At 40.6% G+C, this 16,298-nt stretch carries 17 protein-coding genes; 8 read left to right on the forward strand and 9 right to left on the reverse strand.

Translation table 11 applies throughout. The features are described from left to right. Positions 1 to 71 precede the first annotated feature (71 nt). The 3 genes from BKK52_RS03105 (at position 72) to fbpC (ending at position 4,416) form a co-directional block, all read left to right on the forward strand. On the forward strand, positions 72 to 1,112 hold the full coding sequence (locus BKK52_RS03105) for an ABC transporter substrate-binding protein (protein ID WP_077420785.1): 1,041 nt from the start codon (positions 72 to 74) through the stop codon (positions 1,110 to 1,112). Between the two features lie 145 nt (positions 1,113 to 1,257). Next, positions 1,258 to 3,309 carry an ABC transporter permease gene (locus BKK52_RS03110; protein WP_077420787.1) on the forward strand — a complete coding sequence of 684 codons (2,052 nt, stop codon included), beginning with the start codon at positions 1,258 to 1,260 and terminating at the stop codon, positions 3,307 to 3,309. A 60-nt stretch (positions 3,310 to 3,369) separates the two neighbouring features. Next, positions 3,370 to 4,416: a ferric ABC transporter ATP-binding protein gene (gene fbpC / locus BKK52_RS03115; protein ID WP_077477852.1), complete on the forward strand. Its 1,047-nt coding sequence runs from the start codon at positions 3,370 to 3,372 to the stop codon at positions 4,414 to 4,416. Between the two features lie 160 nt (positions 4,417 to 4,576). On the opposite strand, the gene BKK52_RS03120 is transcribed toward fbpC, so the two are convergent. The 6 genes from BKK52_RS03120 to yiaK all read right to left on the reverse strand — a co-directional run bounded on the left by BKK52_RS03120 (position 4,577) and on the right by yiaK (position 10,457). After that, complete coding sequence (locus BKK52_RS03120; protein WP_077474290.1) at positions 4,577 to 6,034, reverse strand: FGGY-family carbohydrate kinase; 1,458 nt, start codon at positions 6,032 to 6,034, stop codon at positions 4,577 to 4,579. A 55-nt stretch (positions 6,035 to 6,089) separates the two neighbouring features. Further along, positions 6,090 to 7,079 (reverse strand): TRAP transporter substrate-binding protein, encoded by a 990-nt coding sequence (locus BKK52_RS03125; protein ID WP_077474291.1) that lies wholly within the window; start codon positions 7,077 to 7,079, stop codon positions 6,090 to 6,092. A 42-nt stretch (positions 7,080 to 7,121) separates the two neighbouring features. Beyond that, positions 7,122 to 8,399, reverse strand: a complete 1,278-nt coding sequence (locus BKK52_RS03130; RefSeq protein WP_077474292.1) for a TRAP transporter large permease subunit — start codon at positions 8,397 to 8,399, stop codon at positions 7,122 to 7,124. Beyond that, a complete protein-coding gene (locus tag BKK52_RS03135; protein ID WP_077474293.1) occupies positions 8,396 to 8,878 on the reverse strand; it encodes a TRAP transporter small permease in 483 nt (160 codons plus the stop codon). The genes BKK52_RS03130 and BKK52_RS03135 overlap by 4 nt, the downstream gene beginning before the upstream one ends. Further along, entirely contained in the window at positions 8,875 to 9,348 is a 474-nt protein-coding gene (locus BKK52_RS03140; protein ID WP_077477853.1) for a NanQ anomerase/TabA/YiaL family protein, read from the reverse strand. The genes BKK52_RS03135 and BKK52_RS03140 overlap by 4 nt, the downstream gene beginning before the upstream one ends. Positions 9,349 to 9,458: 110 nt before the next feature. Further along, positions 9,459 to 10,457 carry a 3-dehydro-L-gulonate 2-dehydrogenase gene (yiaK, locus tag BKK52_RS03145; RefSeq protein WP_077474295.1) on the reverse strand — a complete coding sequence of 333 codons (999 nt, stop codon included), beginning with the start codon at positions 10,455 to 10,457 and terminating at the stop codon, positions 9,459 to 9,461. A gap of 203 nt (positions 10,458 to 10,660) precedes the next feature. On the opposite strand from yiaK, the gene BKK52_RS03150 reads away from it, so the two are divergent. The 3 genes from BKK52_RS03150 to htpG all read left to right on the forward strand — a co-directional run bounded on the left by BKK52_RS03150 (position 10,661) and on the right by htpG (position 14,089). After that, the gene (locus tag BKK52_RS03150) at positions 10,661 to 11,449 is read left to right on the forward strand and encodes an IclR family transcriptional regulator (RefSeq protein WP_077477855.1); all 789 of its coding nucleotides are present in this window, start codon (positions 10,661 to 10,663) and stop codon (positions 11,447 to 11,449) included. Positions 11,450 to 11,538: 89 nt separating this feature from the next. Beyond that, a complete protein-coding gene (locus tag BKK52_RS03155) occupies positions 11,539 to 12,087 on the forward strand; it encodes an opacity family porin (RefSeq protein ID WP_077420792.1) in 549 nt (182 codons plus the stop codon). 121 nt (positions 12,088 to 12,208) lie between these two features. Next, the gene (gene htpG, locus BKK52_RS03160; RefSeq protein WP_077477857.1) at positions 12,209 to 14,089 is read left to right on the forward strand and encodes a molecular chaperone HtpG; all 1,881 of its coding nucleotides are present in this window, start codon (positions 12,209 to 12,211) and stop codon (positions 14,087 to 14,089) included. A gap of 180 nt (positions 14,090 to 14,269) precedes the next feature. On the opposite strand, the gene BKK52_RS03165 is transcribed toward htpG, so the two are convergent. From BKK52_RS03165 to BKK52_RS13630, 3 genes are all read right to left on the reverse strand, one after another. Continuing rightward, a complete protein-coding gene (locus BKK52_RS03165; protein ID WP_077477859.1) occupies positions 14,270 to 14,857 on the reverse strand; it encodes an SEL1-like repeat protein in 588 nt (195 codons plus the stop codon). Positions 14,858 to 14,985: 128 nt separating this feature from the next. Continuing rightward, a complete protein-coding gene (locus tag BKK52_RS03170) occupies positions 14,986 to 15,198 on the reverse strand; it encodes an excalibur calcium-binding domain-containing protein (RefSeq protein ID WP_077477862.1) in 213 nt (70 codons plus the stop codon). Next, the gene (locus BKK52_RS13630; RefSeq protein ID WP_165688470.1) at positions 15,199 to 15,354 is read right to left on the reverse strand and encodes a hypothetical protein; all 156 of its coding nucleotides are present in this window, start codon (positions 15,352 to 15,354) and stop codon (positions 15,199 to 15,201) included. Between the two features lie 176 nt (positions 15,355 to 15,530). Between BKK52_RS13630 and BKK52_RS03175 the strand changes: the two genes are divergently transcribed. Beyond that, the gene (locus BKK52_RS03175; protein ID WP_077474297.1) at positions 15,531 to 15,932 is read left to right on the forward strand and encodes a helix-turn-helix domain-containing protein; all 402 of its coding nucleotides are present in this window, start codon (positions 15,531 to 15,533) and stop codon (positions 15,930 to 15,932) included. Next, positions 15,929 to 16,276 (forward strand): ArsC family reductase, encoded by a 348-nt coding sequence (locus BKK52_RS03180; RefSeq protein ID WP_077474298.1) that lies wholly within the window; start codon positions 15,929 to 15,931, stop codon positions 16,274 to 16,276. Before BKK52_RS03175 ends, BKK52_RS03180 begins: the two co-directional genes overlap by 4 nt. Positions 16,277 to 16,298: the final 22 nt, after the last annotated feature.

Genomic DNA, 16,298 nt, shown 5'->3' on the forward strand with positions numbered 1-16,298 from the left:
GAGGGGTATCACTGTATTGTTTTTGATTTTATTCTAATATCTCGGCGTTAGTATTTAACGGAGTCTTAACTATGAAAATCAATAAAATTTCGCTTTCTCTTTCAACCGCACTTTTAGCAGGCGGTTTAATGTTCTCTTCAGCCGTCAATGCAAAAGGGCGTTTGGTGGTTTATTGCAGTGCCACGAATGTGTTATGTGAAACCACTACAAAAGCCTTCGGTGAGAAATATGATGTGAAAACCTCTTTTATTCGAAACGGCTCGGGCAGTACCTTTGCTAAAGTGGAGGCGGAAAAAAATAACCCGCAAGCCGATGTTTGGTTTGGCGGCACCTTTGACCCGCAAGCACAGGCGGCAGAATTAGGGTTAATTGAGCCTTATAAATCTCAACATATTCCTGAAATTGTCGAAGCCTTCCGTGACCCGGCAAAAACAAAAGGGCATTATGTCTCTGCCATTTATATGGGGATTTTAGGGTTTGGGGTCAACACCGAGCGTCTTGCTAAATTAGGGATCAGAGAGGTGCCAAAATGTTGGAAAGATTTAACGGATCCTAAGTTAAAAGGAGAAATTCAAATTGCAGACCCTCAAAGTTCAGGTACGGCTTATACCGCCATTGCAACCTTTGTGCAACTCTGGGATGAGGGCAAAGCCTTTGATTTCTTTAAACAACTTCATCCGAATGTTTCCCAATACACCAAATCCGGTATTGCTCCATCACGCAATGCGGCACGGGGTGAAACCGCCATCGGAATTGGTTTCTTACACGATTATGCCCTAGAAAAACAACAAGGCGCACCGTTGGAATTAATCGTACCTTGTGAAGGTACCGGCTATGAGCTAGGCGGGGTGAGTATCCTTAAAGGTGCCCGCAACCTCGATAATGCGAAATTGTTTGTCGATTGGGCGCTTTCGAAAGAGGGGCAAGAGTTAGCTTGGAAACAAGGCGAATCCCTACAAATTCTTACCAATACCACGGCAGAGCAATCCCCCGTTGCTTTTGATCCTACCAAACTCAATTTAATCAATTACGACTTTGAGAAATATGGCGCCACAGAAGAGCGTAAACGTCTGATTGAAAAATGGGTACAAGAAATTAAATTAGCGAAATAATATGCTTAAAGTGCGGTTGAAAATTCCCAAATTTTGACCGCACTTTGATTTTGTTTATCGTAGATATAAATACGGGAATGAATTGGTAGCGTGGGTATTTCGTTTATACTATAAAAAAATGCCAAATAGCCTTTCGGAGGTATTAATGAGAAAGCTGGCGCTTTTTAGCGGCAATGGGGTTTGGATTGCTATTGCTGTTATTGGATTTATTTGTTTGCCTTCTACGGCACTTTATTATGGTATCGCAGAATCTACCTCGGAGGAGGTGTTGGCGGCGATGGGGTGGGCAACGCCTAATTTAACTTGGCTTTGGTTTGGGGCATTATTTTTAGTGCCGTTAGTTTCCCTTTTTTTCAAGCAAAAGGCGTACTCACAAGGCTTTATTGAGTTTTCACTCATTTGCGCAATTTTTGCATTTATTTTTATCTCTGCGACAATCGCCAAAATCAGTTTGGGTTATTCCATTTTTGTTTTGGTGGTATCGTTGATTGCCATGGCAACAAATGCGTTGGCGAAAATGAAAATCATGCAAGGTGATAAATTTATTATTGCCTCGCTTATCAGTATTGTGTTGATGATTTTCTTTTTTATTGTCTATCCGACCTTCGCCATTTTTATCTCGATGTTTTATGACGGGTCGGAATTTGTGCCAATGCAGTTTTTAACCATCATTCAGCAGCCTTATATTGTTCGTATTATTGTCAATTCATTAAGTGTGGCGGCCACAATCGGTGTTTTAGCCACGCTATTTGGGTTAATTTTTGCCCTTTATACGACACGCATTGCTAAGCGTACGGCGTTTATCGGTAAAATTTTCTCCATTTTACCTATTGTGACGCCCCCTTTTGTAGTGGGATTAGGGGTCACCTTAATGCTTGGGCGTTCAGGTTATGTGACCCAATTTTTAGTGGAATATCTGGGATTTAATAATAACTGGTTATATGGTTTTACCGGGATTGTGATTGCGCATACTCTTGCGCTGACGCCCATGTCTTTTATGATTTTAGAGGGGGCACTTAAATCCGTGCATCCTTCCATTGAAGAAGCCTCATACACCTTGCGGGCAAACCGTTACCAAACTTTCTTCAATATCATTTTTCCATTGCTGAAACCTGCATTAGGCAATTCCTTCTTGGTTGTTGCCATTCAATCCCTCGCAGATTTTAGTACCCCTTTGGTGCTGGGGGGCAGTTTTGATGTGATTTCCTCGCAAATTTATTTCTTTATTGCAGGATCTCAGTTGGATTATGCTTCAGCCAGTACCTTGGGGAGCTTATTACTGATTTTTTCACTCTCCATTTTTGTGCTCCAATATCTTTGGATTGGTAACCGTTCGTATGTGACGGTTTCAGGAAAATCCTATCGTGGTGAGGTGCAGGATTTACCTCAATTAATGAAATATGCAGTCATGTTGATTTTAGGCGTTTGGGTGCTTTTCAATGTGGTGCTTTACGGCAGTATTTTCTATGGCAGTTTTACCGCCAATTGGGGGGTGGACTACAGTTTAACGCTGAAACATTACCAGACGTTATTTGGTCAAGGTTTTAGTGATGGAGCATGGCCATCGCTTATTCAAACCGTTTTATTTTCAGCGGCAGCCGCACCGATTACGGCACTTTTTGGTTTGCTTATCGCTTATATTACGGTACGCCGTGATTTCAAAGGCAAGAAAACCTTAGAATTTTTAACCTTACTTTGCTTTGCTGTACCCGGTACGGTGGCAGGGGTATCTTATATTCTTGCCTTTAATAATGCGCCGATTTATCTCACCGGGACCGGGCTTATTATCATTCTTTCTATGGTGATGCGAAATATGCCGGTGGGAATGCGGGCTGCCATTGCAGGTTTAGGGCAATTAGATAAATCTCTCGATGAAGCCTCACTTTCACTGAAAGGCAGTTCCTTTAAAACCATTGTGTTTATTGTATTGCCATTGCTTAAACCGGCCTTGCTGTCGGCATTAGTCACCAGTTTTGTACGATCTATGACAACGGTCAGTGCGATAGTTTTCCTCGTTACTGCCGACACCCGTGTTGCCACCTCCTATATTTTAAATCGTGTGGAAGATGGGGAATATGGTGTGGCGATAGCCTATGGCTCTATTTTAATTGTCGTGATGATGGCAATTATTCTCTTCTTCGATTGGGTTGTGGGCGAAACCCGTATTAGTCGCTCAAAGGCGAAAAAAATGAATTAAATACCCCGCTAATCCATAAAAGTGCGGTATAAAAATGACAAGTTTTAAAAGGTAGTTAAGATGAACAATGATTTTTTAGTATTGAAAAACATCACCAAAGCGTTTGGTCAGGCGGTTGTGATTGATAATTTAGATTTAACCATCAAACGAGGCACGATGGTCACCTTGCTTGGGCCTTCCGGCTGTGGAAAAACCACCGTTTTGCGTTTGGTCGCAGGGCTTGAAAACCCAACTTCCGGTCAAATTTTTATTGATGGTGAAGATGTGACGAAATCCTCCATACAAAATCGGGATATTTGTATTGTATTTCAGTCTTATGCGCTGTTTCCTCATATGTCAATTGGCGATAACGTAGGCTACGGCTTAAAAATGCAAGGGGTGGGGAAAGAAGAACGCCGCCAACGTGTGAAAGAAGCCTTAGCATTAGTGGATTTAAGCGGATTTGAAGACCGCTATGTGGATCAAATTTCCGGAGGGCAACAACAACGTGTGGCCTTAGCGCGTGCCTTGGTGTTAAAACCTAAAGTCTTATTATTTGATGAACCCTTAAGTAACCTCGATGCGAACCTTCGCCGTTCTATGCGTGAAAAAATTCGTGAATTACAACAACGTTTAGGTATTACCTCTTTATATGTGACCCACGATCAAACGGAAGCCTTTGCCGTATCGGATGAAGTGATTGTGATGCATAAAGGTAAAATTATGCAAAAAGCCCCGGCAAAAGAGCTTTATCGTCGTCCAAATTCCTTGTTTTTGGCGAATTTTATGGGGGAATCCAGTATTTTCGAAGGGGGATTAGAAAAGCATAGGGTAACGATTAATGGCTACCAAATAACCCTTTCTCACAGTGAGCAATTCGGTTTACCGGATGGCGAATGTTTAGTGGGCATCCGTCCTGAAGCGATTTATCTATCACCGGAAGGCACTGAGGCGCAACGTTGCGAAATAAAAAGCGCCGTCTATATGGGAAACCATTGGGAAGTGGTAGCTTGTTGGGGGGGGAAAGATTTACTGGTTAATTGCAAACCGGAAGATTTTAATGCCGATCTCAAACAAGCCTACGTCAACCTCTCAGAACAAGGCATTTTTCTCTTGAAAAAAGAATAGGGAAATGATAGGTGTGGTGAATTTTTTATGATTTTTTTGATATTATGCGGTAATACTTGGGATTTAAATCTATAAATTGTTCTAGGTCTTTCTTTCTCATAGAAGAAAACCGTATTTGATGATTCATCAAATACGGTTTATTTTTTGTTGCAATAAAACCTCAAACTAAGGTTTCTAATGCTTGAACAAATTTCAAATAGCGTTGATATTTTTCCTGATAGGCGTTGAAGTTTGCTTTATTGGGTGTAAAGGTATTCATTGTTGAATTTAACAGGCGCTTTTTATCAATTCCCTCAATAGCCTCTATCGCTACGAGAGCCGCACCAAAGCAGCCGGTTTCTTCAACTAAGGGAATTTCTAATTGCATTCCCGTTAAATCCGCTAACATTTGCATCCACACTTTGGATTGAGTCGGGCCCCCTGTTACTCGAAGTTTTGTTGCATGAGGAAAACGCTGTGTCATTCGTTTTAAATGGTGCATGAGACTAAATAACACGCCCTCATAGACGGCTTGAAGTAAATGGATTTCCGTATGATGCGCTTGCAATCCGTAAAAGCCCGCTTGCATCCCTAATTTCGCATTAGAACCATAGAGGAAAGGCACAAACAATACAGTGCTTGAGGCGGGAGGTAAGGCTTCAATTTCAGTATTGAGGGTTTGATAATCCAGTGGTTTAAAACGATTTAAAAACCATTCTAAATTGCCTGATGAGGTAGGGCTGGCTTCGTGTACAATAAATTGGTTTTTTTCTACATAACGCCCATAGACAAAAGGAATGGATTGTCGATTATCAATATGATCGGTGATCCCGCTGACAACAGACCAAGTCCCCAGTACCACGTTGAGTTTTTCTTCATCATCTAAACCGGCACAAAGTGCGGTTGAAACCACATCAAATAAGCCTCCAACAACCGGCGTGCCTGCTGCTAATCCGGTGATTTCAGCGGCTTGTGGAGTGACATATCCGGCAATTTCATTAGGTTTGATGATAGGCGGCAATTTATCAAAAACTTCCTCTATACCTAATAATTTTGCCAGTTCAATATCATATTGACCCGTTTCCATATTATAAAGATTGGATTCGGAAATATTGGTTTCTTCACAAAATAATTGACCGGTGAGGCAAAAACGTAGGTAATCGTGAGACATTAAAATGCTACCGATACGATCGTAGCGTTCCCGCTCATGTTCTTTCAGCCAACGAAGAATAGAAACCGGGTGGCCTGTCCATAATGTTTGTCGGGTTAAAGGATAAAGTTTTTCCGGGATTTGGCAGGCTTGCCAGTTTTTGACGATTTCTAAGGAACGTTGATCCGAGGATAAAATGGCCCGCCCTAAAGGACGTTGATGCTCATCTAAAAAAAAGGCGCTTTTTCCTTGGGCTGAAATACCAACACCTTTAATTTGTTGAGCATCAACCGAGCTTTGTTCAATGACCGTTTTCACCACTTGTGCGGTGATTTGCCATAAGGTTTTCGGATCCCGTTCGGCATAGCCGGATTGTTCGCTAATCACCGAGACATTTTGGCGTGCCATACCCTGTAATTTCCCGGTGGTATCAAAGAGTGCGGCTTTTATAAAGGTTCCACCGCAATCAATACCTAAGTAATAATTCATAACACCTCAATAAAAAAGACAAGCAGCCATTTGTGGCTGCTTGTGATAGATGATCTTATTTGGCTAATGCATCAATTTGATTAACCAAGCTATCTCCGTGTTTATCGATGTAAGATTTGCGTACTTTTTCTTCAATAATGGCTTGAAATGGCGCAGGGTCGATGGTTTCAGTCACCTCAATCCCTTCTTTACGCAATTTAGCAATAATCTCTTGCTCATTTTTAACGTTTAAATCACGTTGGAATACCCCGGCTTCTTTTGCAGAATCGACAATGGCTTTTTGTAATTCCGGTGAAAGTGCATCAAATTTGGCTTTATTCATCACTACAATCAGTGGGGTGTAGCCATGGTTACTAAGGGTTAAGTATTTTTGCACTTCATATAATTTAGAAGACCAGAAAATACCAATCGGATGTTCTTGTGCATCCACGGCTTTGGTTTCTAGTGCAGTGTAAAGCTCGGCTAATGGCATTGGTACAGGGTTACCGCCTAATAGTGTGAACGCTTCAATATACATCGGGTTTTGGTTTGTGCGAACTTTTAAACCTTTCACATCTTCAGGTTTAGTCATAGTATGTTTAGAGTTAGAGAAGGCTCTAAAACCCACATCCCAAAACGCCAATCCTTTAAGGCCTTTTTCTTCAAGAGCTTTTAGCAGGTTTTCACCTATTTCGCCGTCTAACACTTTATAAACGTGTTCACGGTCTTTAAAAATAAACGGAATATCAATTACATTTAATGCAGGAACGAGCCCTGTGAAGTTTGGCGAGCCGGACATTTCAAGATCAATGGTGCCGCCACGAACACCGGCAATCATCGTTTGCGCATTACCTAGGGTGCTATCAGGGAATAATTTTAATTTAATTTCCCCTTTGGTTTTTTCTGCTAATAATTCATTAAATTTTTTTGCGGCAATATGTTGGGTATCACTACGCGGTGCTTCATACCCGAATCGTAAACTGGTTTCCGCTGAAACGGCTGAGGTTGTGAGTATTGCTGCACCGGCAACTAATGTGGCTAAAAATTTCATATTAAAATGCTTCATAATATTCTCCTAAATTAAGAGTGGTTGAGAAGATAACTGTGTTTATAACATCCATTGTAATGGCACTAAAATCAATGATGGAAAGAAGATAAATAAAAACAATAAGATAACCATCATTCCCAGATAAGGCAAGATGCCCTTTGCCGCTTGTTCAAAGGGTAATTTCGACACCCCGGTGATGACGTTTAATACATTGCCCACCGGCGGGGTAATTAAACCAATGGAGGTATTTAAGATAAATAACACCCCAAAATACACAGGATCGATACCGGCTTCTTCCACTAACGGCATAAGTACCGGTGTTAAAATCAGCACGGTTGGGGTGAGATCCATCACCATACCAATAATGAAAACCGAAACCATAATGACGATTAACAATAGGGTTGGATTATCGATTAACGGTTCTAAAAATTCCGTCATAATTTGTGGTAATTCCGCCACTGTGATAAGCCAACCGGTGACATTGGCGGCAGCCACCAAGAACATCACCACCGCCGTGGTTTTTGCCGCAGCGAGGATCACGCGGTATAAGTCTTTAATTTTAAGTTCACGGTAAACAAATAACGAAACGATAAGGGCATAGAATGCTGCCACAACCCCCGCCTCCGTAGGGGTGAAGATCCCGGAGCGGAACCCACCAATGATGATAACGGGGAGCAATAACGCCCAAATACTATTTTTGAAGGAAATACAGAGCTCTTCTTTTGTGGCTTTTGAAAACGTCATTAAATTTAAGCGTTTTGCCTGCCACCACCAAAGTAGTGCCAACATCACCCCCATCATCAAACCGGGGAAAATACCGGCTAAGAAAAGTTTTGTAATGGAAACACCACTTGCCACACCAAAGACAATAAAAGGAATAGAAGGCGGAATAATTGGGGCGATAATCCCTGCTGTACCGATTAAACCGGCAGACTTATCAACAGGATAGCCGGTGGTTTTCATCATCGGTAATAACATGGCGGCCACCGCAGCGGTATCGGCTACGGCAGAGCCTGAGAGGCTTGCCATAATCATAGCAGCGATAATGGCGACAAAGCCGAGGCCACCCCGTTTATGGCCGACTAATTTCATCGGTAGGTCAATAATTCGTTTTGATAAGCCGCCTTCATTCATAATCTCACCGGCAAGAATGAAGAAAGGAATCGCCATTAACGAAAAGCTATCGGCACCACTGATTAAATGCTGTGCCAAAATCTGAGAATCAAATAAATCAAGTTGGATCATTAAGGCAATGCCGCAGACCAACAGTGAGAAGGCAACAGGAATGCCCAAAATAATGGCGGCAAGCAACACTGAGAGGAAAATAACAACAATCATGCTTTCTCTCCTTTCGTTAATAAAATAATTCTTGAAATCAGGCGGGCGATAAGCAATAGACCGATTAAAGTTCCTGCGACAACACTGGCAAGATAAGTGATGCCTTGTGGTAAACCGGAAATTGGGGCAAGATTCGTCCAATTTAATTGGAACTGAATCCAGCTGCCATCCACAATCAAATAGCAACAATAAAGCATGATGCTATCTGTCACAACACCTAATATATTCCGTCTATTTGGGGAGAGCTTATCGGTTAAAATAGTGACGTTAACATGGCGATTTTCATTAAATGCCAAGACGGCCGCCAAAAAAGTGAGCCAGATAAACATATAGCGGGACACTTCTTCTGTCACGCTAATGCTGCTGTTAAAGCCGTAACGCAAGACGACATTAAGAAACACCAAAATCGACATCACCGATAAAATAAACACCACAAGGGCTTCTAATGCTTTTCCAACAAATTGAGCCAATGCTTTCATTGTTCCTCCTCAAGGTCATCAAGGGCAATTTTAACGACCACTTTACGAATCGTTGAAAGTTCATTTTCTTTGCAAGCACTCCGATGAGCATCTTCCGGAAAGAAAACGGCAAAATTACCCGGATGGCATAACAATTCTTGCTCATTTTCGACTTGGGTATAAAAAAGAATGTCACGCTCTGCATCATAGCTTTCAGCAACTTGATGATGGCCTCGATCCGTTGCAACTCTCATTCTCTCTATTCCGCTATGCCAATATTGCACATCAATATATTGACGATGCACTTCGGGTAAATGGGTTTCTTCGGGGGAGGGGATAAGATCAAGTACCTGCACATAAGATTTGCCTTTCAACGGATAGCGTCCGCTTTTCAGTTGATCAAAATCGGTTTGTTTGAGGTAGTTGAGTGCGGCAACAATCGCTTTGGGATAACGGTTTGCCACGATATGAGAAATATGACCGAAAATCATCAGCTCCCCCTAAAAATGTTTGGAAAATTATTCACAAAACGGCTTCCTTGTTTTTCCCCTCTTTGAGGGGAAAGCGACCTTTAAAAACGCTATTTTTTATGACCGCACTTTTAAAGGGATTTGAGTTTTGCCCAAACTGTGTCATCTACCGGAATACCATTGGCTTTGTTATCTGCCAAAATTTGCGTAAATTCATGTCCTGGTAAACGGATTTCAACATTCGGATCGGCACGTTCTGCGGTTTTCACATAGTCCATAATACGTTGAAGTTTTTCATCTTTTGTTTTACCGTCAATAAGACGATCTACTTCAATGGCAATAAACACTTGGGAAACACAGTATTCATCATCTTTATCTTCGGTGACGGCAACAGTGGATTCCCCATTGGAAAGCAGTGTGGCGATCATATCTAAGACAATGGATAAGCCGGAACCTTTCCAAAAGCCCATTGGCATTAAACGGCGATTTCTTTCCACGGTTGCCGGATCACGGGTTGGATTGCCCTCATCATCGAAGCCTGCATCAACAAGGGTTTGGCGACCTTGTAGGCGATGCACTTCTAACATGCCGTAAGAGTACATTGAGCAAGACATATCCACCATGGTAATAGGATTGGTGGGAACAGCGATGATTAACGGATTTGTACCGATACGACATTCTTTAGCACCCCATGGTGGCATTACCGCAAGGGCATTTGTCCAACAAATCCCAATATAGCCTTTTTCTGCCGCTTGCCATCCGTAAGAACCACCACGCATCCAATGGTTAGCGTTACGCAATGCCACCACACCAATTCCATTTTGAGCGGCAAGCGCCATGGCACGATCCATCATTTTTTGAGCGGTTAAATTCCCAATGGCTTGGTGGGCATCCCACTGTTCAATCGCACCCAATGAGAGTACTTTAGTAGGTTCGGCTTCTGGTACAATATCGCCATTTTCAAGTTGTTGAATAAAACGAGGGAAGCGATTAACCCCGTGAGAATAAGCCCCGGCTTGCGTGGTATCGGCAAAGACGGTGGCACATTCTTCCGCAATGTCCTCACGAACATGACGGGAAAGGAGTACACGTTTGAATTCTGCTTTGAGATCAGAGTAAGAAACTCTCATGGAATACCTCTAAAATTTCAAATAGTAAAATCATGTTTCACAATATACAATTAGTCTGAGATGAAGTCAATTTTAGAAATAAGATTAAATCTCTTTAAAATCAATTAGATATGAATGATTTTTTTGTTCTGTGACAGAGATCCCATTTTTATGAAGAAGAATTCCACATTATGAAATATAATGCACAGAAAATGAGGAATGCTATGACAAAAGAAAAATTAATGGGAAATCAAAGTCTAATAAGGGGGCTGAGACTTTTAGATATATTAAGCGATTTCCCCAATGGTTGCCCACTGGCAAAATTAGCGGATATTTCAGGGTTGAATAAAAGCACTGTTCACCGTCTTTTACAAGGTTTACAAAGTGAGGGTTATGTGAAACCGGCTACCACATCAGGGAGTTATCGGTTAAGCATAAAATGCCTCAGCATCGGGCAAAAAATGCTCACTTCAATGAATATTATTCATGTGGTTTCCCCTTATTTAGAACAGCTTAATCTTACGTTGGGAGAAACGGTCAATTTTTCTCAAAGAGAAGAAGATAAAGCCATTATGATTTATAAGTTAGAACCCACTCACGGTATGTTAAAAACCCGAGCTTATATTGGCCAACATATCCAGCTTTATTGCTCGGCGATGGGAAAGCTTTATTTGGCGTATCCGAAGAAAGCGGATAACTTGTCGGATTATTGGCAAAGCCATCAACCGGTGATTCAACCACTCACAAAAAATACCATTACTCAATTAGATCAAATGGAAGCTGAGTTGGAGGCTATCCGAGAAAATCAATTTGCAATGGACAAAGAAGAAAATGAAATCGGGGTGGTGTGTATCGCTTGCCCAATTTTTGATTCTTTTCATCAAGTGGACTACGCCGTTTCTGTTTCAATGTCGACATACAAATTGAAAAAAATAGGCATTGATTTTTTCCTCAAGGAAATTAGAAAAACAGCATTGGCGATATCACAAGAATTAGGCTACGCAGAGAGGTAAAGAGAAATCGTTTTTTACAGATGATAACAAAAAAGTTTATGCTATACTCTAGCGGTTTTTCACTCATAATCAATAACAGGAGTTATCTAATGAAAAAATCATTATTAGCGTTAGTTATCGGGGCATTATCTGTTGCTTCAACCGCAAATGCCGATTGGTATGTGCAAGGGGATTTAGGTGTATCAAAAACAAAATTCACATCTTATTCTGAACTTGATAAGACTAAAGTAGAACCTCGTATTTCGGTAGGTTACAAATTAGGAAATGTTCGTCTAGCGGCGGATTATACTTATCATGGAAAGTTTTCAGGAACTGATAGTTTTGGAGATGAAGTAGAGGCTAAAATTCAAGGTTTAGGTTTTTCAGCGATCTATGATATTGATCTCAATTCAGCGATAACACCTTATGTTGGGGCTCGTCTCTCTGCTAATCAATTCAAAATTACGAATCGTGCAGCGAATATTTTTGAAGACAGATCAGAAACTAAATTTGGTTATGGTTTCGTTGCTGGGGCAAAATATCAATTAGGTGGAAATTGGTATGTAAACGGAGGCGTAGAATACAATCGTTTGGGTTCTTATGAGGATACCAAAGTCGATAATTATGGCGCCAAAATCGGTATTGGCTATCAATTCTAATTTATTTTCCCTAAAAGAGCGGTAAAATCAACCGCTCTTTTTTTTCCCCCTTGAAAATCCCATTTTTACTCTTATATCTGTGAGGTTCAATTTTACCTATTTCACTTTATAAGGAAAAACCATGTCTCAAAACCAAGAAATCCGTGGCTTTCAATCGGAAGTCAAACAACTTCTCCAATTAATGATCCATTCTTTATATTCCAATAAAGAAATTTTCCTGCGTGAGCTGATTTCCAATGCCTCCGATGCGGCGGATAAGCTTCGTTTTAAAGCGCTTTCTAACCCTGCGCTTTATGAAAATGACGGTGAATTACGCGTGCGCATTAGTTTTGATAGCGACAAAGGCACATTAACCATCAGTGATAACGGTATCGGGATGACCCGTGAGCAAGTGATCGATCATTTAGGCACTATTGCCAAATCCGGCACTAAAGAGTTTTTAAATGCCTTGGGGAGCGATCAAGCCAAAGATAGCCAGCTTATTGGTCAATTCGGTGTGGGCTTTTATTCCGCCTTTATTGTGGCAGATAAAGTCACGGTGAAAACCCGTGCTGCAGGTGAACCGGCGGATAAAGCGGTCATTTGGGAATCCGCCGGGGAAGGGGAGTATTCCGTTGCGGATATTGAGAAAAAATCCCGTGGTACGGATGTGATTTTGCATTTGCGTGAAGATGAAAAAGAATTCTTAAATGAATGGCGTTTGCGTGAGGTGATTGGCAAATATTCCGATCATATTGGTCTTGCGGTGGAAATGCTGACCAAAGAATATGATGAGGAAGGTAAAGAAACCGGTGAAAAATGGGAAAAAATCAATAAATCCGATGCCCTTTGGACACGCAGTAAAAATGACATTTCCGATGAGGAATACCAAGAATTTTACAGACACTTAAGTCACGATTTTGCCGACCCACTGTTGTGGGCGCACAACAAAGTGGAAGGTAATCAAGAATACACCAGTTTGCTTTATGTGCCGTCCAAAGCCCCTTGGGATTTATTTAATCGTGAGCATAAACACGGTTTGAAACTCTATGTTCAACGGGTGTTCATTATGGATGATGCGGAACAATTTATGCCGAATTATCTGCGTTTTATGCGTGGTTTAATTGATAGCAATGATTTACCGCTAAACGTTTCCCGTGAAATTTTACAAGACAATAAAATCACTGCAGCATTACGCAAAGCCCTAACCAAACGCTCTCTCCAAATGTTGGAAAAATTGGCGAAAGACGACGCAGAAAAATACCAACAATTCTGGAAAGAATTTGGACTCGTGTTAAAAGAAGGCCCAGCGGAGGACTTTAGCAACAAAGAAACCATTGCAAAATTACTACGTTTCGCCTCCACGAATAATGACAGCAGTGAGCAAACCGTTTCGTTGGAAGATTATGTATCCCGAATGAAAGAAGGGCAAAAAGCCATTTATTACATCACAGCCGATAGCTATGTTGCAGCGAAAAACAGCCCGCATTTGGAATTATTCAATAAAAAGGGCATTGAAGTCTTATTATTATCCGATCGTATTGATGAATGGATGCTGAGCTACTTAACAGAGTTTGATGGCAAAGCCTTACAAACCATAACCAAAGCGGATTTGGATTTGGGTGATTTAGCAGACAAAGAAGAAGCCGCACAAAAAGAGCAGGACAAAGCCTTTGAAAGTTTTGTAGAGCGCGTGAAAACCTTGTTAGGCGATCGGGTTAAAGCGGTGCGTTTAACCCACCGATTAACGGATACCCCTGCAGTGGTTTCCACCGATAACGATCAAATGACCACCCAAATGGCAAAACTCTTTGCTGCCGCAGGTCAGCCCGTGCCGGAAGTGAAATACACCTTTGAGCTTAATCCGGAACATCATTTGGTGAAAAAAGTGGCGGATATGGCAGACGAAGCAGAGTTTGCCGACTGGATCGAACTATTGCTTGAACAGGCCATGCTTGCCGAACGTGGTGCTTTAGAAAATCCGGTAGCCTTTATTAAACGGATTAATTCTCTATTAAGTTAAATGTGAATATCAGACCTAATCTGACAAGTACATAATTTTAAATGGGAACTGTCAGATTGGGTTTGATCTTCTACATAAGAATTCTATTATTGCTGGAGCAAATCATCAAACCCGAATGATTTCATTTATTGAAGCAAAATGTTTCACTCCTACAAACTTTTCTACTATTCCAAATAAGAGTTATAAGCTCCAATCTCTTGTTTGGCATTTCTGTAATAGTGAATTTATTATATTCTGAGCCAGAATATCACCAGAACCTGCTTTATCTCTATTCAGTTTGTCTACCAAAGCTGCACTTGGAATTACAACTAAATGTGAGTGTTTTCGGAAATCGTGTAAATTACTTGGATATGAGCCAAATTCATTTTTCAAGCTATCAAGAGCGTCAATATTTCCTCTAAATCCTGCTTCCACTAAATAGTGTATTCCAAGTTGACAATTTCTCGGAGAAAGAGTTTGCATATAAAATTTGGCTAACTTGTAACCAGCAAATAAAAAGCCTCTGTCGTAGGCTTGTCGATAATAATATTCTTCTTGCTGTAAATTGCCTTGTTGGTGTGCAATTAAACCTAGCCCCACAATTCCTGCGGGATTGCCGTTTTTGGATGCTAAACGAAAACTCCTTTCCGCATTAACTAAATCATTTTGCCTTAAATATTCCTCACCTTCCGCAATAAAAGAATCTTGCTTTTTAGTTAGCTTAGATGATGGACTGGAACAACCTATTAAAATCACACTTAGCATTAAAATTGGGATGAATGTTTTCATATTTTATCCTTTAAGGTGGAAAATGAATTAATAATATAAACTGCAGAAGAGCAAATTCAATCTGACAGTCCTAACCTAAAATTACAGTGCTTATCAGATTAATTTTAACTTAAATTCTTTTCTGCCTATTATTGGCGACAAACAGACGAGCCGTATTTGCTACCACCAGGTAAGCACTCACAGGCTTCTCCATCACGATCTCCATCTAAATTATAAGCTCCATTTTGTTCCATATATCGTTGGGCTTCAGCTTGAGTTGCAAAGTCAGAGCATCTAACCCTAGCGGCTAAAGAATCATAAGAGAGAGTCAAAAGTATTACACCTAGTAAGAATTTGTTCATTTATCTGCCTCCAGGTCGACGATCTGCAGCACGATCACCACAGGCTGAACCATCTTTTGCGTATTGCCAACTGTGATCGCATCTTCCTGCATTTGCAAAAGATGAAAATGTGCTTAATGTAAAAGTTGCTAATAAAATCATAATGATTTTTTTCATATATACTCCAATGTAAATTTAACTTACGAATTATGCACGACACTTTGATGACTTTAGGTTAAAATCGCAAAGTTCGAGCATCCTTTCGCATTATAAACGGATGTTTTTCATGAGAAAGATTGCAATAGTTACAATATTCTATACTGTTTGTTACTTGACAACACGAGGAGGATAAAATGGGGATAAATGAAAAAGTGCGATTATTTCGAGAATTGAATCATTGGTCGCAAGAAGAAATGGCAGAAAGAATGAATATGTCTGTGACTGGCTATGCAAAAATTGAACGTGGTGAAACTAATCTTAGCCTGCATAAACTTAAGCAAATTGCTTCTGTTTTTCAAATTGACTTAATTGATCTTCTATCACCTAGTGATAATGGTGTGATATTGATTGGGGGAGAAAATAACCAAAATCACTTCCGTAACAATTATTATGGTAGTCAAGAGGCACAATTTACGATTGAAAAGCTAGAATTAGAACTTAAGTATAAAGATGAACTATTAGCCCAAAAAGATCATGAATTAGAAAATCTAAAGGAGTTAATGAATCTATTAAAGCAAAGCATAGGTGATTTATGATTATTGTTTACGGCATTAAAAACTGCGACACGGTGAAAAAGGCGTTGAAATGGCTGGCGGATCACCATATTGAGCATAAATTGCATGATTATCGTGTGGATGGGTTGGATAGTGATTTTTTAGAGCAGGCGGAAGCACAATTTGGTTGGGAAAATCTGGTGAATAAACGCAGTACCACTTGGCGGAATTTAGCCGATGAGGTGAAAAAAACATTGTCAAAAACGACCGCACTTTCTGTGCTTGCACAGAACCCAACGTTAATCAAACGCCCGATTATTATGCAGGAAGGAAAAGCATTGATTGGGTTTAATGAAAAAGAATATCAAGCGGCATTTGGTCAATAATTTATTAAATTAATAAGCCCAC

The sequence above is a fragment of the Rodentibacter trehalosifermentans genome, from assembly GCF_002000545.1.
Taxonomy (GTDB): Bacteria; Pseudomonadota; Gammaproteobacteria; order Enterobacterales; family Pasteurellaceae; genus Rodentibacter; species Rodentibacter trehalosifermentans.

Excerpts from the sequence above, each read along its gene's own strand:
- BKK52_RS03105 (WP_077420785.1), top strand. The coding sequence starts at position 72 with ATGAAAATCAATAAAATTTCGCTTTCTCTTTCAACCGCACTTTTAGCA.
- BKK52_RS03110 (WP_077420787.1), top strand. The coding sequence starts at position 1,258 with ATGAGAAAGCTGGCGCTTTTTAGCGGCAATGGGGTTTGGATTGCTATT.
- fbpC (WP_077477852.1), top strand. The coding sequence starts at position 3,370 with ATGAACAATGATTTTTTAGTATTGAAAAACATCACCAAAGCGTTTGGT.
- BKK52_RS03120 (WP_077474290.1), bottom strand. The coding sequence starts at position 6,034 with ATGAATTATTACTTAGGTATTGATTGCGGTGGAACCTTTATAAAAGCC.
- BKK52_RS03125 (WP_077474291.1), bottom strand. The coding sequence starts at position 7,079 with ATGAAGCATTTTAATATGAAATTTTTAGCCACATTAGTTGCCGGTGCA.
- BKK52_RS03130 (WP_077474292.1), bottom strand. The coding sequence starts at position 8,399 with ATGATTGTTGTTATTTTCCTCTCAGTGTTGCTTGCCGCCATTATTTTG.
- BKK52_RS03135 (WP_077474293.1), bottom strand. The coding sequence starts at position 8,878 with ATGAAAGCATTGGCTCAATTTGTTGGAAAAGCATTAGAAGCCCTTGTG.
- BKK52_RS03140 (WP_077477853.1), bottom strand. The coding sequence starts at position 9,348 with ATGATTTTCGGTCATATTTCTCATATCGTGGCAAACCGTTATCCCAAA.
- yiaK (WP_077474295.1), bottom strand. The coding sequence starts at position 10,457 with ATGAGAGTTTCTTACTCTGATCTCAAAGCAGAATTCAAACGTGTACTC.
- BKK52_RS03150 (WP_077477855.1), top strand. The coding sequence starts at position 10,661 with ATGACAAAAGAAAAATTAATGGGAAATCAAAGTCTAATAAGGGGGCTG.
- BKK52_RS03155 (WP_077420792.1), top strand. The coding sequence starts at position 11,539 with ATGAAAAAATCATTATTAGCGTTAGTTATCGGGGCATTATCTGTTGCT.
- htpG (WP_077477857.1), top strand. The coding sequence starts at position 12,209 with ATGTCTCAAAACCAAGAAATCCGTGGCTTTCAATCGGAAGTCAAACAA.
- BKK52_RS03165 (WP_077477859.1), bottom strand. The coding sequence starts at position 14,857 with ATGAAAACATTCATCCCAATTTTAATGCTAAGTGTGATTTTAATAGGT.
- BKK52_RS03170 (WP_077477862.1), bottom strand. The coding sequence starts at position 15,198 with ATGAACAAATTCTTACTAGGTGTAATACTTTTGACTCTCTCTTATGAT.
- BKK52_RS13630 (WP_165688470.1), bottom strand. The coding sequence starts at position 15,354 with ATGAAAAAAATCATTATGATTTTATTAGCAACTTTTACATTAAGCACA.
- BKK52_RS03175 (WP_077474297.1), top strand. The coding sequence starts at position 15,531 with ATGGGGATAAATGAAAAAGTGCGATTATTTCGAGAATTGAATCATTGG.
- BKK52_RS03180 (WP_077474298.1), top strand. The coding sequence starts at position 15,929 with ATGATTATTGTTTACGGCATTAAAAACTGCGACACGGTGAAAAAGGCG.